Here is an 18,883-nt window from a genome sequence, read left to right as displayed (position 1 = left end):
CATCTGGACGTCTAAACGTGTAGATGTTCGCAGGCCGATTATTAATCGATGAGGATGCAGGATGAGTTTCTTTCATGCCAATCAGCGCGAAGCGCTAAACCAGAGCCTGGCTGAACTGAACGGGCAAATAAACGTTTCATTTGAGTTCTTCCCACCTCGTACCAGCGAAATGGAAGAGACCCTGTGGACCTCAATCGATCGCCTGAGCAGTCTGAAACCGAAATTCGTTTCTGTTACCTACGGCGCGAACTCCGGCGAACGTGATCGCACCCACAGCATTATCAAAGGTATTAAAGATCGTACCGGCCTGGAGGCTGCACCCCACCTAACCTGTGTCGATGCTACGCGGGAAGAACTGCGCACCATCGCTCAGGATTACTGGAACAACGGCATCCGTCACATTGTGGCGCTACGTGGCGATCTGCCTCCAGGCAGCGGTAAGCCAGACATGTACGGCAGCGATCTGGTTTCGCTGCTGAAAGAGGTCGGAGAGTTTGATATTTCCGTCGCCGCTTATCCGGAAGTGCATCCTGAAGCAAAAAGCGCTCAGGCCGATCTGATTAATCTGAGGCGAAAAGTTGATGCAGGCGCAAATCGGGCCATTACCCAGTTTTTCTTCGATGTTGAAAGCTATCTGCGTTTCCGCGATCGCTGTGTCGCGACCGGCATTGACGTGGAAATTGTGCCGGGCATTCTGCCGGTCTCTAACTTCAAACAGCTGCAACGCTTTGCTACTTTAACCCATGTTCGCGTGCCGGGCTGGATGAGCGCGATGTTTGCTGGTCTGGATGATGACCCGGAAACACGCAAAATGGTGGGGGCTAATATTGCGATGGATATGGTGAAAATCCTGTCACGCGAAGGGGTGAAAGATTTCCATTTTTACACGCTGAACCGTGCCGAAATGAGTTACGCGATCTGCCATACCTTAGGGGTGCGTCCTGCAGCAGCAGCGGCTTAACGCCTCCGCTTCAGCCAATAAAAAAGTCGGGAGAGGCCCGACTTTTTTGTTTTTGCTGGCTGGCGCCGCTGACGATTGTCAGCGCCTGACCACAGTTAACCGGTGTTACGCATGCCTGCCGCCACACCTGCAATGGTGACCATCAGTGCCTGTTCAACGCGGGCATCCGGTTCATCGCCACGTGCTTCCTGCTCGCGTGAACGATGCAGCAGTTCCGCCTGAAGTACGTTGAGCGGGTCAGTATAGACGTTACGCAGCGCAATCGACTCGGCAATCCACGGCTGGTCAGCCATCAGGTGTGAGTCGTTGGCAATGGTGAGTACCGCTTTGATATCCGCATCAAGCTGATCGCGCAACTGCTTGCCCAGCGACCAGAGTGATTTGTCGACCAGGCGCTGATCGTAATATTCCGCCAGCCACAGGTCCGCTTTTGAGAACACCATCTCCAGCATACCCAGACGGGTGGAGAAGAATGGCCAGTCGCGGCACATCGCTTCCAGCTGATCCTGATGACCCGCCATCATCGCCTGCTGCAGGGCAGCCCCGGCACCCAGCCAGGCGGGCAGCATCAGACGGTTTTGCGTCCAGGCGAAAATCCACGGAATGGCACGCAACGACTCCACGCCGCCGGTGGGGCGGCGCTTTGCCGGACGTGAGCCGAGCGGTAATTTACCCAGTTCCTGCTCCGGCGTCGCCGAGCGGAAATAAGGCACGAAGTCAGCATTTTCACGCACATAACCGCGATACATCGCACAGGAGTCAGTAGAGAGCTGATCCATGATGTCGCGCCATTCGCGTTTTGGCTCCGGCGGCGGCATCAGGTTTGCTTCCAGAATCGCACCGGTATAGAGCGACAGACTGGCGATGGTTACAGCAGGTAAGCCATACTTAAAGCGTATCATCTCCCCCTGTTCGGTCACGCGCAAACCGCCGCGCAGGCTGCCGGGCGGTTGTGACAGCAGTGCGGCATGGGCGGGGGCGCCGCCACGGCCTATGCTGCCACCGCGTCCGTGAAACAGCGTCAGTGAAATACCGGCCTTCTCACAGGTTTTAATCAGGGCATCCTGCGCCTGATATTGCGCCCAGCTGGCGGCCATCACACCGGCATCTTTCGCCGAGTCAGAATAGCCAATCATCACCATCTGTTTGCCCTGAATAAAGCCACGATACCAGTCGATACTCAGCAGCTGGCTCATCACGTCATTAGCGTTGTTAAGGTCATCAAGTGTTTCGAATAGCGGTGCGACCGGCATGGCGTAGCCGATACCTGCTTCTTTCAGCAGAAGATGCACGGCCAGCACGTCAGAAGGCGTTTTCGCCATGGAGATAACATAGGCGGCGATAGAACCCTGTGGCGCTTCAGCCGCGACGCGACAGGTCTCCAGCACTTCACGCGTTTCATCGCTGGGTTCCCAGCTGCGAGGCAGCAGCGGGCGCTTGGAGTTCAGTTCACGGATCAGGAAGGCCTGCTTGTCCGCCTCGGACCAGCTTTCATAATCGCCAAGACCCAGATAGCGGGTCACCTCAGCGATCGCTTCAGTGTGACGGGTACTCTCCTGACGCAGATCGATACGTACCAGCGGCACACCGAAGCATTTCACGCGGCGCAGCGTATCGAGCAACTGACCGTTGGCGATAATGCCCATGCCGCACTTTTGCAGTGACTGATAGATGGCAAACAGCGGATCCCACAGCTGATCGTTGGAGACCAGCAGATCGGCCGGACGCGGCAGACGTTCACCTTTCAGGCGATGTTCCAGGAATGACTGGGTAGTCATTAACTGGCTGCGCAGACGTTTCAGGATCACACGATAGGGTTCAAGCGCTTCCGGGTCGCCGCTGAGCTCGCGAATCTCTTCAGTGCATTCGGACATCGACAGCTCGGAGATCAATACGCCGATATCGCGCAGGAACAGGTCAGTGGCTTTCCAGCGACTCAGTTGCATAACATGGCGGGTAATCGCCGCCGTAACGTTAGGATTACCGTCGCGGTCGCCCCCCATCCATGAAGTGAACTGAACCGGCACGAAATCGACTGGCAACTTGATGCCGAATGCCTCTTCGACCTGCTCGTTCAGCTCACGCAGGAAGGCGGGCACGCCTTCCCACAGGCTGTTTTCCACCACCGCAAAGCCCCATTTGGCTTCGTCGATAGGGGTCGGACGATATTTGCGGATCTCATCGGTGTGCCATGCTTGTGCGACCAGCTGACGCAGACGGCGCATAATCTGATTACGTTCGTAGTCGGAAACGTCGCTGTGATCGAGCTGTTTCAGGCAGCTGTTAACCTCGACCAGCTTGTGAATCAGCGTACGGCGGGTGATTTCGGTCGGGTGCGCAGTCAGCACCAGCTCCAGTGACAGCGACTCAATGGCCGCAAGGATGTCGCTTTCGCTGATATCTTTCTGCTGCTTCAGGGTATCAAAAGTCTTTTTCAGCAGTTCAGGATGGTTCGCACCCTCGCCACTCTGCGAGATGGTCTGATACTGCTCAGCCACGTTAGTGAGGTTCAGAAACTGGCTAAAAGCGCGTGCAACCGGTAAGAGCTCCTCGTTGGAGAGGTTCTGCAGCGTATTAAGCAGTTCTTTACGATGAGTGTCATTTCCTGCACGGGATGACTTGGAGAGCTTACGGATGGTTTCAACCTGGTCGAGGATGTTCTCTCCAAGTGTATCCTTAATCGTATCCCCGAGCAGTTTGCCGAGCATACTGACATTACTTCTCATTGCGGAATATTGTTCGTTCATTGGACCCTGACACCCTTATCGTCTTGGAAAACTTCTACACCCGCCCTTTAAGGCAGCAGAAAATCAGCAACATTGTGTTCCCGATAATCTATAGGGAACCGACTTCGTTGCTGCCTGTCCGCATTCTGAAACGCTCAGGATAATCACCCGATGGGCATAACATCGTCTTTTATCTAGCCACGTAAAGTTGCGTTCGTCAAATGCGTTAAAGTGCGCTGAAGATGTAGCTAACTAACGGAAATTCGTAGAATTTATCGGGAAGGAAGTGGGATAAGTTATTCTTATTGTTAAATCCCACAGAATGAGGGGGCATTTTACTGTTAATGCAGTGAAATGCCCCATTTACTGTTAATCAGTGACAAAAATGCTGCACAACCTGAGTGATAAGCGCCTGCGTAGGCTTAATAAATGCAGTATCAATAAATTCATCTGGCTGATGTGCCTGATTAATCGAACCCGGACCCAGTACCAGCGTCGGGCAGAGCTGCTGAATAAAGGGCGCTTCAGTGCAGTAGTTGACCACCTCGGTTGGTGTACCAAGCAATTTCTCTACCACACTGACCAGTTTATGGTTGGCCGGGCACTCATAGCCAGGAATCGGAGGATGCAGTTCGGCCACCGTTACACGACCTGGCCAGCGTGCACTGACCGGGGCCAGCGCCTCATTCAGTAGCCCATCGAGATCGACCAGCGACAGGCCCGGCAACGGACGGATATCCATATGCAGTTCACAGCAGGCGCAGATACGGTTAGCGGCGTCTCCGCCATGAATATGGCCGAAATTCATGGTGGGGTAGGGAATGGCAAAGCCGTCATGGTGATAACGCTCCTGCAGCGTATTGCGCAGTTGCATCAGATGGGTGATCGACTCATGCATCAGTTCAATGGCATTGACGCCTCGCGCCGGATCGCTGGAATGGCCCGATTTCCCTTCAATACGGATCACATTCGACAGATGACCTTTGTGCGCGCGCACCGGTTTAAGCGAGGTCGGTTCACCGATGATGGCGCAGTCGGGACGCAGTGTTGTCGATTCAGCGAAATATTTGGCTCCAGCCATCGTAGTCTCTTCATCAGCTGTAGCGAGAATATAGAGCGGCTTACTCAGCATGCTGACATCCACATCGCGCAGCGTATCAAGAATAAAGGCGAAGAAGCCTTTCATGTCTGCCGTACCCAAGCCATAGAGCTTGTTGTCGTGCTCGGTCAGGGTAAAGGGATCGCGCGTCCAGCGGCCATCATCAAAGGGAACGGTATCGGTATGACCGGCCAACAGCAGGCCGCCCGCACCAGTACCGCTACGCGCCAGCATATTAAATTTATTGCGGGTGCCGGGCACTGGCTGCACTTCAACGCTAAAGCCGAGGTCGCGGAACCAGCCGGCCAGCAAATTGATTAAAGTTTCATTACTCTGATCCAGTGCGGCATCGGTTGCGCTAATCGACGGTGTGGCGATTAACTGGCGGTACAGTTCAATAAAAGGCGGTAATTTTGTCTTCACTGTTGGCGGTCCTTGGGTTAGGATGTATCCATATTCATGCATTAATAGTGAATAAAAATACATTAACGTCCTCTGCAAGGGAACCTTAAATCACTGCAGATGACAGGGTGGGTAACGGGGCAAGGCCGCGACCCGGAACGTGCGACTGTAAAAAGGGTTACAGCCTGATGTTGAATACGCTGATCGTGGGTGCCAGTGGTTATGCTGGTGTAGAGCTTGCCACCTTTCTGAATCGCCATCCACATATCAACATAACCGCTTTGGCGGTTTCGGCGCAAAGCCCTGATGCTGGCAAGCGCCTGTCCGATCTCCATCCGCAACTGAAAGGCGTCGTGGACTTACCACTGCAGCCGCTGAGCAGCGCCGCCGAGTGGGGAGACAAAGTGGATGTGGTGTTCCTGGCGACGGCCCACGAAGTCAGCCACGATCTGGCTCCGGAATTTCTTAAGGCCGGTTGTGTGGTGTTCGACCTGTCAGGCGCTTTCCGCGTCAATGACGCTGATTTTTATACCCGCTTTTATGGTTTCACCCATCAGCATGGCGACTGGCTGGATAAAGCCGTGTACGGCCTGGCGGAATATCAGCATGAGAAAATCCAGCAGGCGCAACTGGTGGCGGTGCCGGGTTGTTACCCAACCGCTGCTCAGCTGGCATTGAAGCCACTGGTGGATGCCGGCCTGTTAAACGATGCGCAGTGGCCGGTGATCAACGCCACCAGCGGCGTGAGCGGGGCCGGACGTAAAGCCAATGTCGGTACCAGCTTCTGCGAAGTGAGCCTGCAGCCTTATGGCCTGTTCAATCATCGTCATCACCCGGAAATCGTCGCGCACCTCGGGACACCGGTGATCTTCACGCCGCATCTGGGCAGTTTCCCGCGCGGTATTCTGGCGACAATTACCTGTCGCCTGAAAGCGGGGGTCAGCCGCGAAGATATCGCTACGGTTTTCCATCGCGCTTATGACAACAAACCATTGGTGCGGCTCTACGAGCAGGGCGTACCGGCGCTGAAAGCCGTTGTGGGTCTGCCTTACTGCGATATCGGTTTTGAAGTGCAGGGTGAGCATTTGATTGTCGTGGCAGCCGAAGATAATCTGCTGAAAGGTGCAGCATCGCAGGCGGTACAGTGCCTGAACATCCGGTTCGGCTTCTCTGAAACGCAGTCACTGCTTTAACGGACAAATAAACCATGACCAATCCATTGATTATCAAACTGGGCGGTGTGCTGTTAGACAGCGAAGAAGCGCTAGCCCGCTTATTTGAAGCGTTGCTGAACTACCGTAGCGCCCATCAGCGTCCGCTGATCATTGTCCACGGCGGCGGTTGTCTGGTGGATGAACTGATGAAAAAGCTGGCGCTGCCGGTGAAGAAGAAAAATGGCCTGCGTGTCACGCCAGCCGATCAGATCGACATCATTACCGGTGCGCTGGCGGGAACCGCAAACAAAACACTGCTGGGCTGGGCAAAAAAATCGGGCATTAATGCAGTAGGCCTCTGCCTCGGCGATGCGGGCATTGTGAATGTCGCCCCGTTTGATGAAGAACTTGGCCACGTTGGTCACGCAATGCCGGGCGATCCGGCATTGCTGAACACCCTGCTGGCGGCCGGCTACATGCCGGTAGTGAGCTCAATCGGCATTACTGACGACGGTAAACTGATGAACGTCAACGCTGACCAGGCTGCGACGGCACTGGCCTCGACGCTGGGTGCTGATTTAGTTTTGTTGTCAGACGTCAGTGGCATTCTCGACGGCAAAGGTCAGCGCATCGAAGAGATGACCGCCGATAAAGCTGAGCAGCTGATTACTCAGGGCATTATCACCGACGGCATGATTGTGAAAGTACACGCTGCGCTTGATGCGGCGCGTACGCTAGGCCGCCCGGTGGATATTGCCAGCTGGCGTCACGCTGAGCGGCTGCCTGACCTGTTTAACGGTGTGTCGATTGGCACCCGGATTCTCGCTTAACGACTCTGATTCAAGGATTACGAAATGCAAACGCAAAACATCAAAAAAATCGTTCTGGCTTACTCCGGTGGTCTTGATACTTCGGCCATCATTCCATGGCTGAAAGAGAACTACGGCGGCTGTGAAGTGGTCGCTTTCGTAGCTGATATCGGTCAGGAGCGCGGCGATCTGGAAGGTGTGGAGAAGAAAGCCCTGCAGTCCGGCGCGTCTGAATGCCACGTGGTTGACCTGCGTGAAGAGTTCATCAGCGACTACGTTTATCCGGTGCTGCAGACCGGCGCTCTGTATGAAGGCACCTATCTGCTGGGCACCTCTATGGCGCGTCCTATCATCGCTAAAGCGCAGGTTGAACTGGCGCTGAAAGTGGGCGCGGATGCACTGTGTCATGGCGCGACCGGTAAAGGGAATGACCAGGTGCGTTTCGAAACCACCTACACCGCGCTGGCACCGCAGCTGAAAGTGGTGGCACCGTGGCGTGAATGGAACCTGCGTTCACGTGAAGCGCTGCTGGATTACCTGAAAGAGCGCAACATCCCGACGACTGCGTCACTGGAGAAAATCTATAGCCGCGATGAAAACGCCTGGCACATCTCTACTGAAGGTGGCGTGCTGGAAAGCCCGGCCAATGCACCGAATAAAGATTGCTGGGTCTGGACTGTCGATCCGCTGGAAGCGCCTGACCAGCCTGAAGACGTGACTGTGTCCGTAGAGAAAGGTCGGGTTGTGGCGGTTAACGGCGAAAAACTGAGTCCGTTCCAGTGTCTGGAAAAACTCAATGTGCTGGGCGCAAAACATGGCGTCGGTCGTATTGATATTGTTGAAAACCGTCTGGTAGGGATTAAATCCCGTGGCTGCTACGAAACTCCTGGCGGCACCATCATGGTTAATGCACTGCGTGCGGTTGAGCAGCTGGTGCTGGATCGCGATAGCTTCAAATGGCGTGAGCAGCTTGGCCACGAAATGTCCTATGTGGTGTATGACGGTCGCTGGTTCGCCCCGCTGCGTAAATCGATTCAGGCTGCTGCCGAAGCGCTGGCGGAAGAGGTTAACGGTGAAGTGGTGCTGCAGCTCTACAAAGGCCAGGCGACTGCTACCCAGAAGCGTTCCGCGAATAGCCTCTACTCGGAAGAGTTCGCCACCTTCGGTGAAGATGAAGTGTACGATCACCGGCATGCGGGCGGCTTTATTCGTCTGTTCTCGCTCTCTTCGCGTATCCGCGCCCTGAACGAGCAGAAGAAGTAATTTTCAGGCGGGGTGCGCCTCGCCTTACAGTTTCACTACAGGGGCGGCATTTATGCCGCCTCTTGTTTAACGATTCAGAGGAGTTTTCACATGGCACTTTGGGGTGGACGGTTTACTCAGGCAGCGGATCAACGTTTTAAACAGTTTAATGACTCGCTGCGCTTCGATTACCGCCTGGCAGAGCAGGACATCATTGGCTCTGTTGCCTGGTCCAAAGCGCTGGTGACGGTCAATGTCCTGACTCAGGATGAGCAGCAGCAGCTGGAAGCGGCCCTGAATACGCTACTGGACGAAGTGCGCGCCAGTCCTGAGCAGATTCTGCAGAGCGACGCCGAAGATATCCACAGCTGGGTTGAAGGTCAGTTGATCGACAAAGTGGGTGCGCTGGGCAAAAAACTGCACACAGGCCGTAGCCGTAACGATCAGGTTGCTACCGACCTGAAACTCTGGTGCAAGGTGCAGATTGAGGCGCTGCTGGGTGCCACACGTGATCTGCAGCAGGCGCTGGTGGTCACCGCCGAAGCCAACCAGGATGCGGTGATGCCGGGCTACACCCATCTGCAGCGTGCGCAGCCGGTGACGTTTGCACACTGGTGTCTGGCCTATGTTGAAATGTTGGCGCGTGACGAGAGTCGTCTGCAGGATACCCTGAAGCGGCTTGATGTCAGCCCGCTGGGCTGTGGCGCACTGGCTGGTACAGCTTACGAGATCGATCGCCAGCAACTGGCTGGCTGGCTGGGCTTTGCTTCCGCTACGCGCAACAGTCTGGATACCGTATCAGACCGCGACCACGTGCTGGAACTGCTCTCTGATGCTGCTATTGGCATGGTGCATCTGTCGCGCTTTGCTGAAGATATGATCTTCTTTAATACCGGCGAAGCGGGCTTTATCGAGCTGTCAGATAAAGTGACCTCTGGATCATCGCTGATGCCGCAGAAGAAAAACCCAGATGCGCTGGAGCTGATACGCGGCAAGTGTGGCCGGGTGCAGGGTGCGCTGACCGGCATGATGATGACGCTGAAAGGTTTGCCGCTGGCGTACAACAAAGATATGCAGGAAGACAAAGAGGGGCTATTTGACGCGCTCGATACGTGGCTCGACTGTCTGCATATGTCAGTGCTGGTGCTGGATGGCCTGCAAGTTAAACGTCCGCGCTGCCAGGAGGCCGCTGAACAGGGTTACGCAAACTCTACTGAACTGGCCGACTATCTGGTCGCCAAAGGCGTGCCGTTCCGTGAAGCACACCATATCGTTGGGGAAGTGGTGGTTGCCGCCATCGGGCAGGGCGTGGCACTTGAAGCGCTGTCGCTGGCGCAGTTGCAGCAATTCAGCACGGTAATTAGCGATGATGTCTATCCGATTCTGGCGCTGCAATCCTGTCTGGACAAGCGTAATGCGCGGGGCGGTGTTTCACCACAGCAGGTTGCTCGTGCCATCGGTGATGCAAAGCAGCGTCTGGCGTAATCAACAGGCAAAAAAAAGCGGGCATATTATATGCCCGCCAACCTCTAGCTTCAGAATTACTCATTTTTATAGGCACATCATCAAAGCGCCAGCTCTCCCGGCTGACACTCAGACTCTCTTAAGCTGACAGTAAGTATTGTTGCAGGTCATCGTTGCCGCCAATGTGACGGCCACCCATGAATATCTGCGGTACCGTCGTCCGGCCTGATACGGCTCGAAGGCTCACGGTTGTCGCATCCTGTCCCAGCACAATCTCTTCGTACTGAATACCATGATCCATCAGCATCTGTTTTGCCTGGGTGCAGAAGATGCAGCCAGGTTTAGTGAAGATGGAGACCGACTCCTGGGCTTTACACGCCGGCGCCAGATAGCGCAGCATAGTGTCGGCATCGGAGACTTCAAACGGGTCGCCGGGTTTATTGGGTTCAACAAACATTTTTTCTACCACCCCGTTACGCACCAGCATTGAGTAGCGCCATGAACGTGGGCCAAAACCGAGATCGGCTTTCTCAACCAGCATCTCCATGCCACGGGTGAATTCCCCGTTGCCATCAGGGATAAAGGTAATATTGTCTGCACGCTGTTCTGCTTTCCAGGCGTTCATCACAAAGGTGTCATTCACCGAGACGCACAGAATATTGTCCACACCCTGCTGTGCAAACAGGCCCGCTAATTCGTTGTAACGCGGCAGATGGCTTGAGGAGCAGGTCGGTGTAAATGCACCCGGCAGTGAAAAAACGATCACTGTTTTGTTTTTAAACAGCGCTTCCGTGGTCACGTCGACCCAGCGATCGCCCTGACGCGTGTGAAAAGTCACTGGCGGGATCGCTTTACCTTCCTGACTTGCAAACATTTTTTCTCCTGACATACCCGTTCCCTTTAATGCGTTTATTATTCCTGACCACCCTTGATAGGGCCAACCGTTTATTGCTATTCTATCTATCGCCACGGGCTATCATGGTTTGTTGGAGGGTAATAATGAATATTCGTGATCTTGAATATCTGGTTTCGCTTGCTGAACACCGTCATTTCCGCCGTGCCGCGGATGCATGTCATGTCAGTCAGCCAACGTTAAGCGGGCAGATCCGAAAGCTGGAAGATGAGCTGGGTGTGATGCTGCTGGAGCGCACCAGCCGTAAAGTGTTGTTCACGCAGGCAGGTTTGCTGTTGGTGGATCAGGCGCGAACGGTGTTGCGTGAAGTGAAAGTGCTGAAAGAGATGGCCAGTCAGCAAGGGGAAGCGATGTCAGGTCCGCTGCATATCGGTCTCATTCCGACCACCGCGCCCTACCTATTGCCACAGATTATCCCGATGCTTCACCAGACGTTCCCGAAACTGGAGATGTATCTGCACGAGGCGCAGACGCAGCAACTCCTGGCGCAGTTAGACAGCGGTAAGCTGGACTGCGCGATTGTGGCACTGGTTAAAGAGAGCGAGGCCTTTATCGAAGTCCCACTGTTCGATGAGCCGATGAAGCTGGCGGTCTATGCCGATCACCCCTGGTGCGATCGCGATCGGGTACCGATGTCCGATCTGGCTGGCGAAAAATTACTGATGCTGGAAGATGGGCACTGTCTGCGTGACCAGGCGATGGGGTTTTGCTTTGAGGCAGGTGCCGATGAAGATACCCATTTCCGGGCGACCAGTCTCGAAACGCTGCGCAATATGGTGGCGGCAGGCAGCGGTATCACGCTGTTACCTGCGCTGGCGATACCTGCGGAACGTGTCCGCGATGGTGTCTGCTATCTCACCTGCTACAAACCGGTGCCGCAGCGTACGATTGCGCTGGTCTATCGTCCGGGTTCACCTCTGCGCAGCCGTTATGAACAGCTGGCAGAGGCGATTAAAACCCATATGCAGCACTATCTCGACACCACGTTAAAACAGGCGGTTTAAGCCGTTTAACGCCGCGACGCGATAGGCTTCGGCCATAGTCGGATAGTTAAAGGTGGTATTCACGAAGTATTCAATCGTGTTGCCACCGTTTTTCTGCTCCATAATCGCCTGACCGATGTGAATAATCTCGGCGGCCCGTTCGCCAAAGCAGTGAATCCCCAGAATCTCTTTAGTTTCCCGATGGAACAGAATTTTCAGGCTGCCAACGTTCATGCCAACGATCTGCGCCCGCGCCAGATGTTTGAACTGCGCGCGACCCACTTCGTAAGGCACCTTCATGGCCGTCAGCTGCTGCTCGGTTTTACCCACGGAGCTGATTTCCGGAATGGTGTAAATACCGGTCGGGATATCTTCAATCAGGTGCGCTGATGCTTCCCCTTTGATAATTGCCTGAGCGGCAATACGCCCCTGATCGTAGGCGGCTGAAGCCAGGCTAGGGTACCCGATCACGTCACCGACGGCATAAATGTGCGGCTGAGCCGTCTGATACATGCTGTTCACTTTCAACAGGCCACGGCCATCCGCTTCCAGACCGACATTTTCCAGCGACAGCGAATCCGTGTTACCGGTGCGGCCGTTGGCGTAAAGCAGGCAGTCCGCTTTCACTTTCTTGCCCGACTTCAGATGCATAATGACGCCATCTTCCACCCCTTCGATTTTCTCAAACTCTTCGTTGTGACGAATCACCACGCCGTTGTTCCAGAAATGGTACGAGAGAGAGTCAGACATCTCCTGATCAAGAAACGCCAGCAGGCGATCGCGGGTGTTAATCAGGTCAACTTTGACGTTGAGGCCACGGAAAATCGACGCATATTCACAGCCAATCACGCCGGCGCCATAAATAATGACGTGGCCAGGTTCGTGGTGCAGGTTGAGAATAGAATCGGAGTCATAGACGCGGGGGTGGTTAAAGTCGACATCGTCAGGATGATAAGGCCGTGAACCACAGGCGATAACAAATTTCTCTGCTGTCAGCGTCTCACGTGTGCCATCGGGTTGCTCAATCTCAATAGTATTGGCATCAACAAAATGCGCATCGCCCTGATAAAGTTCACAGCGGTTACGCTCATAGAAGCCCTGACGCATGGCTGTCTGCTGGCTGATCACGTTTTCTGTATGATTGAGAATGTCGGCAAAAGAGGAGCGAAGCAGTCGGGTATGATCGCTGTAGAGTGGATTCTGGTTGAATTCAATAATGCGACTGACGGCGTGGCGAAGCGCTTTAGAAGGGATGGTGCCCCAGTGCGTACAACCGCCGCCGATGTTGTGGTAGCGTTCGATCACGGCGATGCGCGCTCCCTGTTTTACCAGCCCCATTGCCGCCCCTTCACCGCCGGGCCCTGAGCCAATCACAATGGCATCGTAATCGTAAGACTTTTGCATACCGATACGTCCTATTATTTATACATTTTTACAACGAGATTCTAACATCTCATCGCGCACTTCTGAATTCTATCAGCGATTTTCATCACAATTTGGTAAAGAGTGAGGTTCACAGGTGATGACAAAGATTGCCAATCTGTACGCTGAAAATTTTGATATAGTGCCCGCTCAACACCGCTAAAGGCAGAGAGAATGGGCGTCAGAGCGCAACAAAAAGAACGTACACGACGTACACTGATTGAAGCTGCTTTCAGTCAGCTCAGCGCCGAACGCAGTTTTGCCAGTCTGAGTTTGCGGGAAGTTGCCCGTGAAGCGGGAATCGCACCTACCTCGTTTTATCGTCATTTTAAGGATGTCGACGAACTTGGCCTGACCATGGTGGATGAAAGCGGGTTGATGTTGCGACAGCTGATGCGCCAGGCGCGGCAGCGTATCGCCAAAGGCGGCAGCATCATTAAAACATCGGTGGCGACCTTTATGGAGTTCATCGGCAATAATCCCAACGCTTTCCGCTTGTTATTGCGTGAACGTTCCGGCACCTCTGCCGCTTTTCGTGCCGCCGTAGCGCGCGAAATTCAGCACTTTATCGCTGAACTGGCCGATTATCTTGAGGTCGAAAATCGCATGCCGCGCAGTTTTACTGAAGCGCAGGCTGAAGCGATGGTGACCATTGTCTTCAGCGCCGGTGCAGAAGCACTGGATGTTGATGCTGAGCAACGACGCAAGCTTGAAGATCGGCTGGTGCTTCAGCTGCGTATGATCGCCAAAGGCGCCTATTACTGGTACCGCCGGGAGCAAGAGCGACTGGCGGTCACCCTGGAAAAACCCGAAGAGTAATGAGTAAGGATTAGTCCATGACCCACCCAGGTTTGCGCGATAAAAGTACACTGGCACTGGCTTTTATAACCGGCTTAGCGATTAACGGCTCATTTTCTGTGCTGTTCAGTGCCTTTGTTCCCTTTTCGATTTTTCCACTGATTGCGCTGGGCCTGGCGGCCTGGTGTCTGCATCAGCGTTATCTCAACACCAACATGCCGGAGGGTATGCCAGGACTGGCGGCCGCGTTTTTCCTGCTGGGGATTCTGGTTTATAGCGCGCTGGTGCGGGCAGAATACCCGGACATTGGCTCAAACTTCGTTCCCACCGTTCTGATGGTGGCGCTGGTGTTCTGGATTGCGACGCGTTTCAAGCGTAAGCGTAATCAGTAGGGATAAAAGAAAACGGGAACCTCAGAGTTCCCGTTTTTGTTTACGCTTTGCGCGTCAGCAGGACGCCGCATTCCATATGGTGGGTATAAGGGAACTGATCAAATAGCGCCAGCCGCGTCACGTCGTGCGTTTCCGCCAGCGTCTGCAGATTGTCGCTCAGAGTCTGCGGGTTGCAGGAGATATAAAGGATACGCGGATAAGCCTGCACCATTTTCACCGTCTCTTCATCCAGTCCGCTTCGCGGCGGGTCGACAAAAATCGTCTCACACTCGTAGCTGGTCAGGTCAATCCCTTCCAGACGATTAAAGCTGCGTACGCCATTCATCGCCTGAGTAAACTCTTCCGCCGCCATACGAATGATCTGCACGTTATCAATCTGGTTCGCAGCAATATTGTATTGCGCCGACGCGACAGAGGGCTTGGCAATTTCAGTCGCCAGAACGCGACGGAAATTGCGCGCCAGCGCCAGCGAGAAGTTGCCATTGCCGCAGTAAAGCTCCAGCAAGTCGCCCTGTGAATCCTGGGTCACATCCAGTGCCCACTCCAGCATCTGAATATTCATCGCCGCATTGGGCTGGGTAAAACTGTTCTCGACCTGACGATAGATGATCTCCCGACCTGCTACCGGCAGACATTCATCCACATAGTCACGTTCCAGACAGATTTTTGTCTTGGTGGCGCGGCCAATCAGTTGTACATCCAGTCCTTCAGCGCGCAGCTGGTCACGCAGCGCCGCTGCTGCCTGCTGCCACTCATCATCCAGCTTGCGGTGATAGAGCAGCGAAATCACAACCTGATTGCTCAGGGTCGACAGGTAGTCGAGCTGGAAGAGTTTATGGCGCAGGGTGCGGTTATCGCGGATCGCGGCGATCATCTTTGGCATCAGTTTGTTGATCAGCTGGCTGGCCGCCGGGAACTGATCAACGCGGATCCGCTCACGTGTCTGCTGATCAAAGATGATGTGGTAGATATCATCGCCGTCGTGCCACAGACGGAATTCGGCGCGCATCCGATAGTGGCTGACCGGCGAACGGAACACCTCCACGTCGGGCGCAGCAAACGGCGTCATCATCGTCTCTAAACGACTGACTTTTTCCGCCAGCTGTGCGTCATAATCTTCAATGGGGAGATGTTCGGGTGTCATGAGCAATCCTGATTAATAGCTTACCAGCGGGCGATTGTAGGCATTCACTTGCTGATGTCCAGCCCTGCAGCGAGAAGATGTTTAGCAGTCTGGACTTCCGTATCTCCACTCCGTAGACTGCAGACGCCGGCCTCAAGCCCGAGTTAATAGGGAATCCAGTGTGAATCTGGAGCTGACGCGCAGCGGTAAGGAATGTCGTGATGAATGCCATTGCAGACACTGTCCTGTGGGATGGGAAGTCATCATCACTTATGGTTCCCAGCCCGAAGACCTGCCGGTGTAACGTCGCTACTCGTACAATCATCGCGTGTTATCGATTGTCGGCCTGCGGCATCCTGCTTCGTCTTAAGGATGCGATTAAAATGACAAAAAAAACTGTTTCGCTGTTCGCTCTGAGCGCAACGGCGATTTCTCTCTGGGCGCAAAATGGTTTTGCTCAGGGGAATGATGATACACAAATAGTAACCGCCAATCGTTTTGCTGAACCCGTTTCCGGTGTGTTGGCACCGACCACCATCGTCACCCGTGATGAAATTGATCGCTGGCAGGCCAAAAGTCTGACGGATGTGATGCGCCGTCTGCCCGGTGTTGATGTCGCGCAAAATGGCGGGTTAGGGCAGCAGAGTTCGCTGTTTATCCGAGGAACCGAGTCCAGACATGTGCTGATCCTGATTGATGGCATCCGGCTGAATCAGGCGGGCATCACTGGATCGTCTGACCTCAGCCAGATCCCCCTGTCGCTGGTGCAGCGTATTGAATATATTCGTGGTGCGCGGTCTGCAGTCTACGGTTCTGATGCGATTGGCGGCGTGGTGAATATCATTACGGGCCGCACACAACCGGGCACCACGCTGACGGCGGGCATGGGGTCCAACGGCTATCAATCCTACGATGGCTCAACCCAGCAGAGGCTGGGCGACGCGACAAAACTGACGCTGGCTGGCAACTATACCTATACCAAAGGGTATGATGTGGTGGCGGGTTATCCTAATGACTACGGCCCGGCGCAGCCCGATCGCGACGGCTTCATGAGCAAAACCTTGTACGGCAACCTTGAGCATCAGTTCAGCGATGAGCTCAGTGGTTTTGTGCGCGGCTATGGGGTTGATAACCGCACCGCCTACGACGGATCATACGGCTACGATAGCAACAACATCAGCGGAGTAGCGGATACCCGTCAGCTCTACAGCCAGACCTGGGACACCGGGTTACGCTTTAATCGTGATTTTTACTCTACCCAGCTTATCGCCAGCTATGGCCGTACTAAAGACATCAACTACGATCCACGCAATGGCCGTTATGGCGCGGTATCTACTTTTGATGATGTCACCCAGTACAATCTGCAGTGGGGTAATACTGTGCAGGTGGGGCAGGGGGCGATCAGCGCGGGTGTCGACTGGCAGAAAGAGACCACCGAGCCGGGCACCAACTATTTGTCAGATGGTTATGCGCAGCGTAATGCCGGTCTCTACCTGACCGGCCAGCAGCAGTTTGGCAGCATCACGCTTGAAGGTGCGGTACGCGGTGACGACAACAATCAGTTTGGCTGGCATAACACCTGGCAGACGGCGGCCTCATGGGAGTTTATCTCCGGCTACCGCGCGTTCGCTTCTTATGGCACCGCCTTTAAAGCGCCCAATCTGTCGCAGGTTTACAGCCCGATCTATGGTAATCGTGACCTTGATCCGGAAAAAAGTCAGCAGTGGGAAGGCGGCTTTGAAGGGCTAAGCGGACCGGTGAACTGGCGCATTTCGGGCTACCGTAATGACATTGATAACCTGATTGATAGTGATCCACAGACCTTCCAGTACTACAACATTAAGCAGGCGCGCATTAAAGGTATTGAGGCCACTGCAGGATTTGATACCGGGCCGCTGGCGCATCAGCTCTCTTATGATTATGTCGACGCCCGGGATGGCAGCACCGATCAGCCGCTCGTACGCCGGGCTAAGCAGCAGGTGAAATACCAGCTCGACTGGACGCTGTATGAGTTTGACTGGTCAGTCACCTACCATTATCTGGGTGACCGTTATGATACGGACTTTAACAGCTCTCCCAGCCGTCGTGTGAAGTTAGGTGGCGTCAGCCTGTGGGATCTCGCCGTCTCATATCCTGTCACTTCGCAACTCACGGTTCGTGGTAGAATTGCCAACCTGTTCGATAAAGATTACGAGACAGTGTATGGCTATCAGAGTCCAGGACGAGAGTATTACCTCAGCGGCAGCTACAACTTCTGATTTTCGCCCCACCGTGCTGGTGTTTGATTCCGGCGTCGGTGGGCTTTCTGTCTATGATGAGGTCCGTCAGCTGTTGCCGGATCTTCATTATCTCTACGCCTTCGATAACGCCGGCTTCCCTTATGGTGAGAAAAGCGAAACCTTCATTGTGGATCGGGTGGTCGCCATCGTTGAGGCTATTACCCAACGTTGTCCTCTCTCGTTAGTCATCATCGCCTGTAATACGGCCAGCACCGTGTCGTTGCCCGCTCTACGTGAACGTTTTGCGTTTCCTGTCGTGGGTGTGGTTCCGGCGATTAAACCGGCCGCGCGCCTGACGCGTAATGGGGTGGTAGGATTGCTGGCAACGCGTGCTACGGTGCGCCGTCCTTATACCCATGAGCTAGTGGCACAGTTTGCCGGTTCCTGCAACATTGAGATGCTGGGCTCAGCGGAGCTGGTGGAACTGGCAGAAGCGAAGCTCCACGGTGCGGAGGTTGCACTGGATGAGGTGCGTCGTATTGTTCAGCCATGGCTGAAGATGGCTGAACCACCGGACACGGTCGTTTTAGGTTGTACGCACTTTCCTTTACTGCGCGAAGAGCTACAGCTGGTTTTACCTGAAGGGACGCGCCTGATTGATTCTGGTGCGGCAATCGCCCGACGCACCGCCTGGCTGCTGGAGCATGAAGCGCCTCAAGTACAATCATCGCAGCAGAACGGCGCATTTTGTACGGAGCTGGATGGCGAAGCGGGACAATTATCACCCGTCTTGCAGCGTTATGGCTTTCCATTGCTGGAAAAACTGGCGCTTTAGCGGCCTTTAGCTGAAAAAACCAGCACTCGGAATTTTATTTGAAATTAGCACTTGTCAGCCTCCGAGAACTCCCTATAATGCGCCTCCACTGACACGGCACAACGGCTTACGAAGCGCCGGGTTGAGTAGGTTCGAAATCATACGAACCAGTGAGTTAAGTGAAAATAAATGCTTGACTGACAACGCGGAAAGCGTAATATACGCAGCCCGCGCCGCAGTAAATCGCGGCATGCTCTTTAACAATTTATCAGACAATCTGTGTGGGCACTCGCAGGATTGATATCAGCGTCTCCGGACGTAAAAAATATCAAGTCTCACGAGTGAACACATAATGAAATTCA

Annotated in this window: 15 protein-coding genes and 1 riboswitch; of the genes, 10 read left to right on the top strand and 5 right to left on the bottom strand. The window is 54.3% G+C overall.

All coding sequences use genetic code 11. The features are described from left to right. Positions 1–61 precede the first annotated feature (61 nt). Complete coding sequence (gene metF / locus WFO64_RS19750) at positions 62–961, top strand: methylenetetrahydrofolate reductase (protein ID WP_337013735.1); 900 nt, start codon at positions 62–64, stop codon at positions 959–961. Positions 962–1,056: 95 nt separating this feature from the next. Here metF and ppc read toward each other — a convergent pair whose 3' ends face one another. Both ppc and argE read right to left on the bottom strand, forming a co-directional pair. Next, positions 1,057–3,708: a phosphoenolpyruvate carboxylase gene (gene ppc, locus WFO64_RS19745; RefSeq protein WP_337013734.1), complete on the bottom strand. Its 2,652-nt coding sequence runs from the start codon at positions 3,706–3,708 to the stop codon at positions 1,057–1,059. Positions 3,709–4,060: 352 nt separating this feature from the next. Further along, complete coding sequence (gene argE, locus WFO64_RS19740; RefSeq protein ID WP_337013733.1) at positions 4,061–5,209, bottom strand: acetylornithine deacetylase; 1,149 nt, start codon at positions 5,207–5,209, stop codon at positions 4,061–4,063. Positions 5,210–5,376: 167 nt separating this feature from the next. Between argE and argC the strand changes: the two genes are divergently transcribed. The 4 genes from argC (at position 5,377) to argH (ending at position 9,878) form a co-directional block, all read left to right on the top strand. Next, positions 5,377–6,381, top strand: a complete 1,005-nt coding sequence (argC, locus tag WFO64_RS19735; protein ID WP_337013732.1) for an N-acetyl-gamma-glutamyl-phosphate reductase — start codon at positions 5,377–5,379, stop codon at positions 6,379–6,381. Between the two features lie 14 nt (positions 6,382–6,395). Beyond that, positions 6,396–7,172, top strand: coding sequence for an acetylglutamate kinase (gene argB / locus WFO64_RS19730; protein ID WP_337013731.1), 777 nt, complete (start codon positions 6,396–6,398; stop codon positions 7,170–7,172). 24 nt (positions 7,173–7,196) lie between these two features. Continuing rightward, the gene (locus WFO64_RS19725) at positions 7,197–8,414 is read left to right on the top strand and encodes an argininosuccinate synthase (protein ID WP_337013730.1); all 1,218 of its coding nucleotides are present in this window, start codon (positions 7,197–7,199) and stop codon (positions 8,412–8,414) included. A 90-nt stretch (positions 8,415–8,504) separates the two neighbouring features. Continuing rightward, on the top strand, positions 8,505–9,878 hold the full coding sequence (gene argH / locus WFO64_RS19720; protein WP_337013729.1) for an argininosuccinate lyase: 1,374 nt from the start codon (positions 8,505–8,507) through the stop codon (positions 9,876–9,878). A 118-nt stretch (positions 9,879–9,996) separates the two neighbouring features. On the opposite strand, the gene WFO64_RS19715 is transcribed toward argH, so the two are convergent. Then, on the bottom strand, positions 9,997–10,731 hold the full coding sequence (locus tag WFO64_RS19715) for a glutathione peroxidase (RefSeq protein WP_337013728.1): 735 nt from the start codon (positions 10,729–10,731) through the stop codon (positions 9,997–9,999). Between the two features lie 125 nt (positions 10,732–10,856). Here WFO64_RS19715 and oxyR point away from each other — a divergent pair, with 125 nt between their 5' ends. Further along, positions 10,857–11,774 (top strand): DNA-binding transcriptional regulator OxyR, encoded by a 918-nt coding sequence (gene oxyR, locus WFO64_RS19710; RefSeq protein WP_337013727.1) that lies wholly within the window; start codon positions 10,857–10,859, stop codon positions 11,772–11,774. Here the strand turns inward: oxyR and sthA are convergent. Continuing rightward, positions 11,757–13,157, bottom strand: a complete 1,401-nt coding sequence (sthA, locus tag WFO64_RS19705) for a Si-specific NAD(P)(+) transhydrogenase (protein WP_337013726.1) — start codon at positions 13,155–13,157, stop codon at positions 11,757–11,759. The genes oxyR and sthA overlap by 18 nt on opposite strands. 192 nt (positions 13,158–13,349) lie before the next feature. On the opposite strand from sthA, the gene fabR reads away from it, so the two are divergent. Together fabR and WFO64_RS19695 are read left to right on the top strand one after the other, a co-directional pair. Continuing rightward, positions 13,350–13,994 (top strand): HTH-type transcriptional repressor FabR, encoded by a 645-nt coding sequence (fabR, locus tag WFO64_RS19700; protein ID WP_337013725.1) that lies wholly within the window; start codon positions 13,350–13,352, stop codon positions 13,992–13,994. A gap of 17 nt (positions 13,995–14,011) precedes the next feature. After that, positions 14,012–14,365 (top strand): YijD family membrane protein, encoded by a 354-nt coding sequence (locus WFO64_RS19695; RefSeq protein ID WP_337013724.1) that lies wholly within the window; start codon positions 14,012–14,014, stop codon positions 14,363–14,365. A gap of 40 nt (positions 14,366–14,405) precedes the next feature. Here WFO64_RS19695 and trmA read toward each other — a convergent pair whose 3' ends face one another. After that, positions 14,406–15,509, bottom strand: a complete 1,104-nt coding sequence (gene trmA, locus WFO64_RS19690; RefSeq protein WP_337013723.1) for a tRNA (uridine(54)-C5)-methyltransferase TrmA — start codon at positions 15,507–15,509, stop codon at positions 14,406–14,408. 110 nt (positions 15,510–15,619) lie between these two features. Continuing rightward, positions 15,620–15,802, top strand: a riboswitch (cobalamin riboswitch). 69 nt (positions 15,803–15,871) lie between these two features. Here trmA and btuB point away from each other — a divergent pair. Together btuB and murI are read left to right on the top strand one after the other, a co-directional pair. Next, complete coding sequence (gene btuB, locus WFO64_RS19685) at positions 15,872–17,746, top strand: TonB-dependent vitamin B12 receptor BtuB (RefSeq protein WP_337013722.1); 1,875 nt, start codon at positions 15,872–15,874, stop codon at positions 17,744–17,746. Next, positions 17,691–18,542 (top strand): glutamate racemase, encoded by an 852-nt coding sequence (gene murI / locus WFO64_RS19680; RefSeq protein ID WP_337013721.1) that lies wholly within the window; start codon positions 17,691–17,693, stop codon positions 18,540–18,542. The genes btuB and murI overlap by 56 nt, the downstream gene beginning before the upstream one ends. The last annotated feature ends 341 nt before the right edge of the window (positions 18,543–18,883 follow it).

It is taken from the genome of Pantoea sp. AS142, from assembly GCF_037152305.1.
In the GTDB taxonomy this organism is placed as follows: domain Bacteria; phylum Pseudomonadota; class Gammaproteobacteria; order Enterobacterales; family Enterobacteriaceae; genus Pantoea.
Note: the sequence above shows the minus strand (reverse complement) of the source record. Positions and strands in the feature narration are given on the sequence as shown.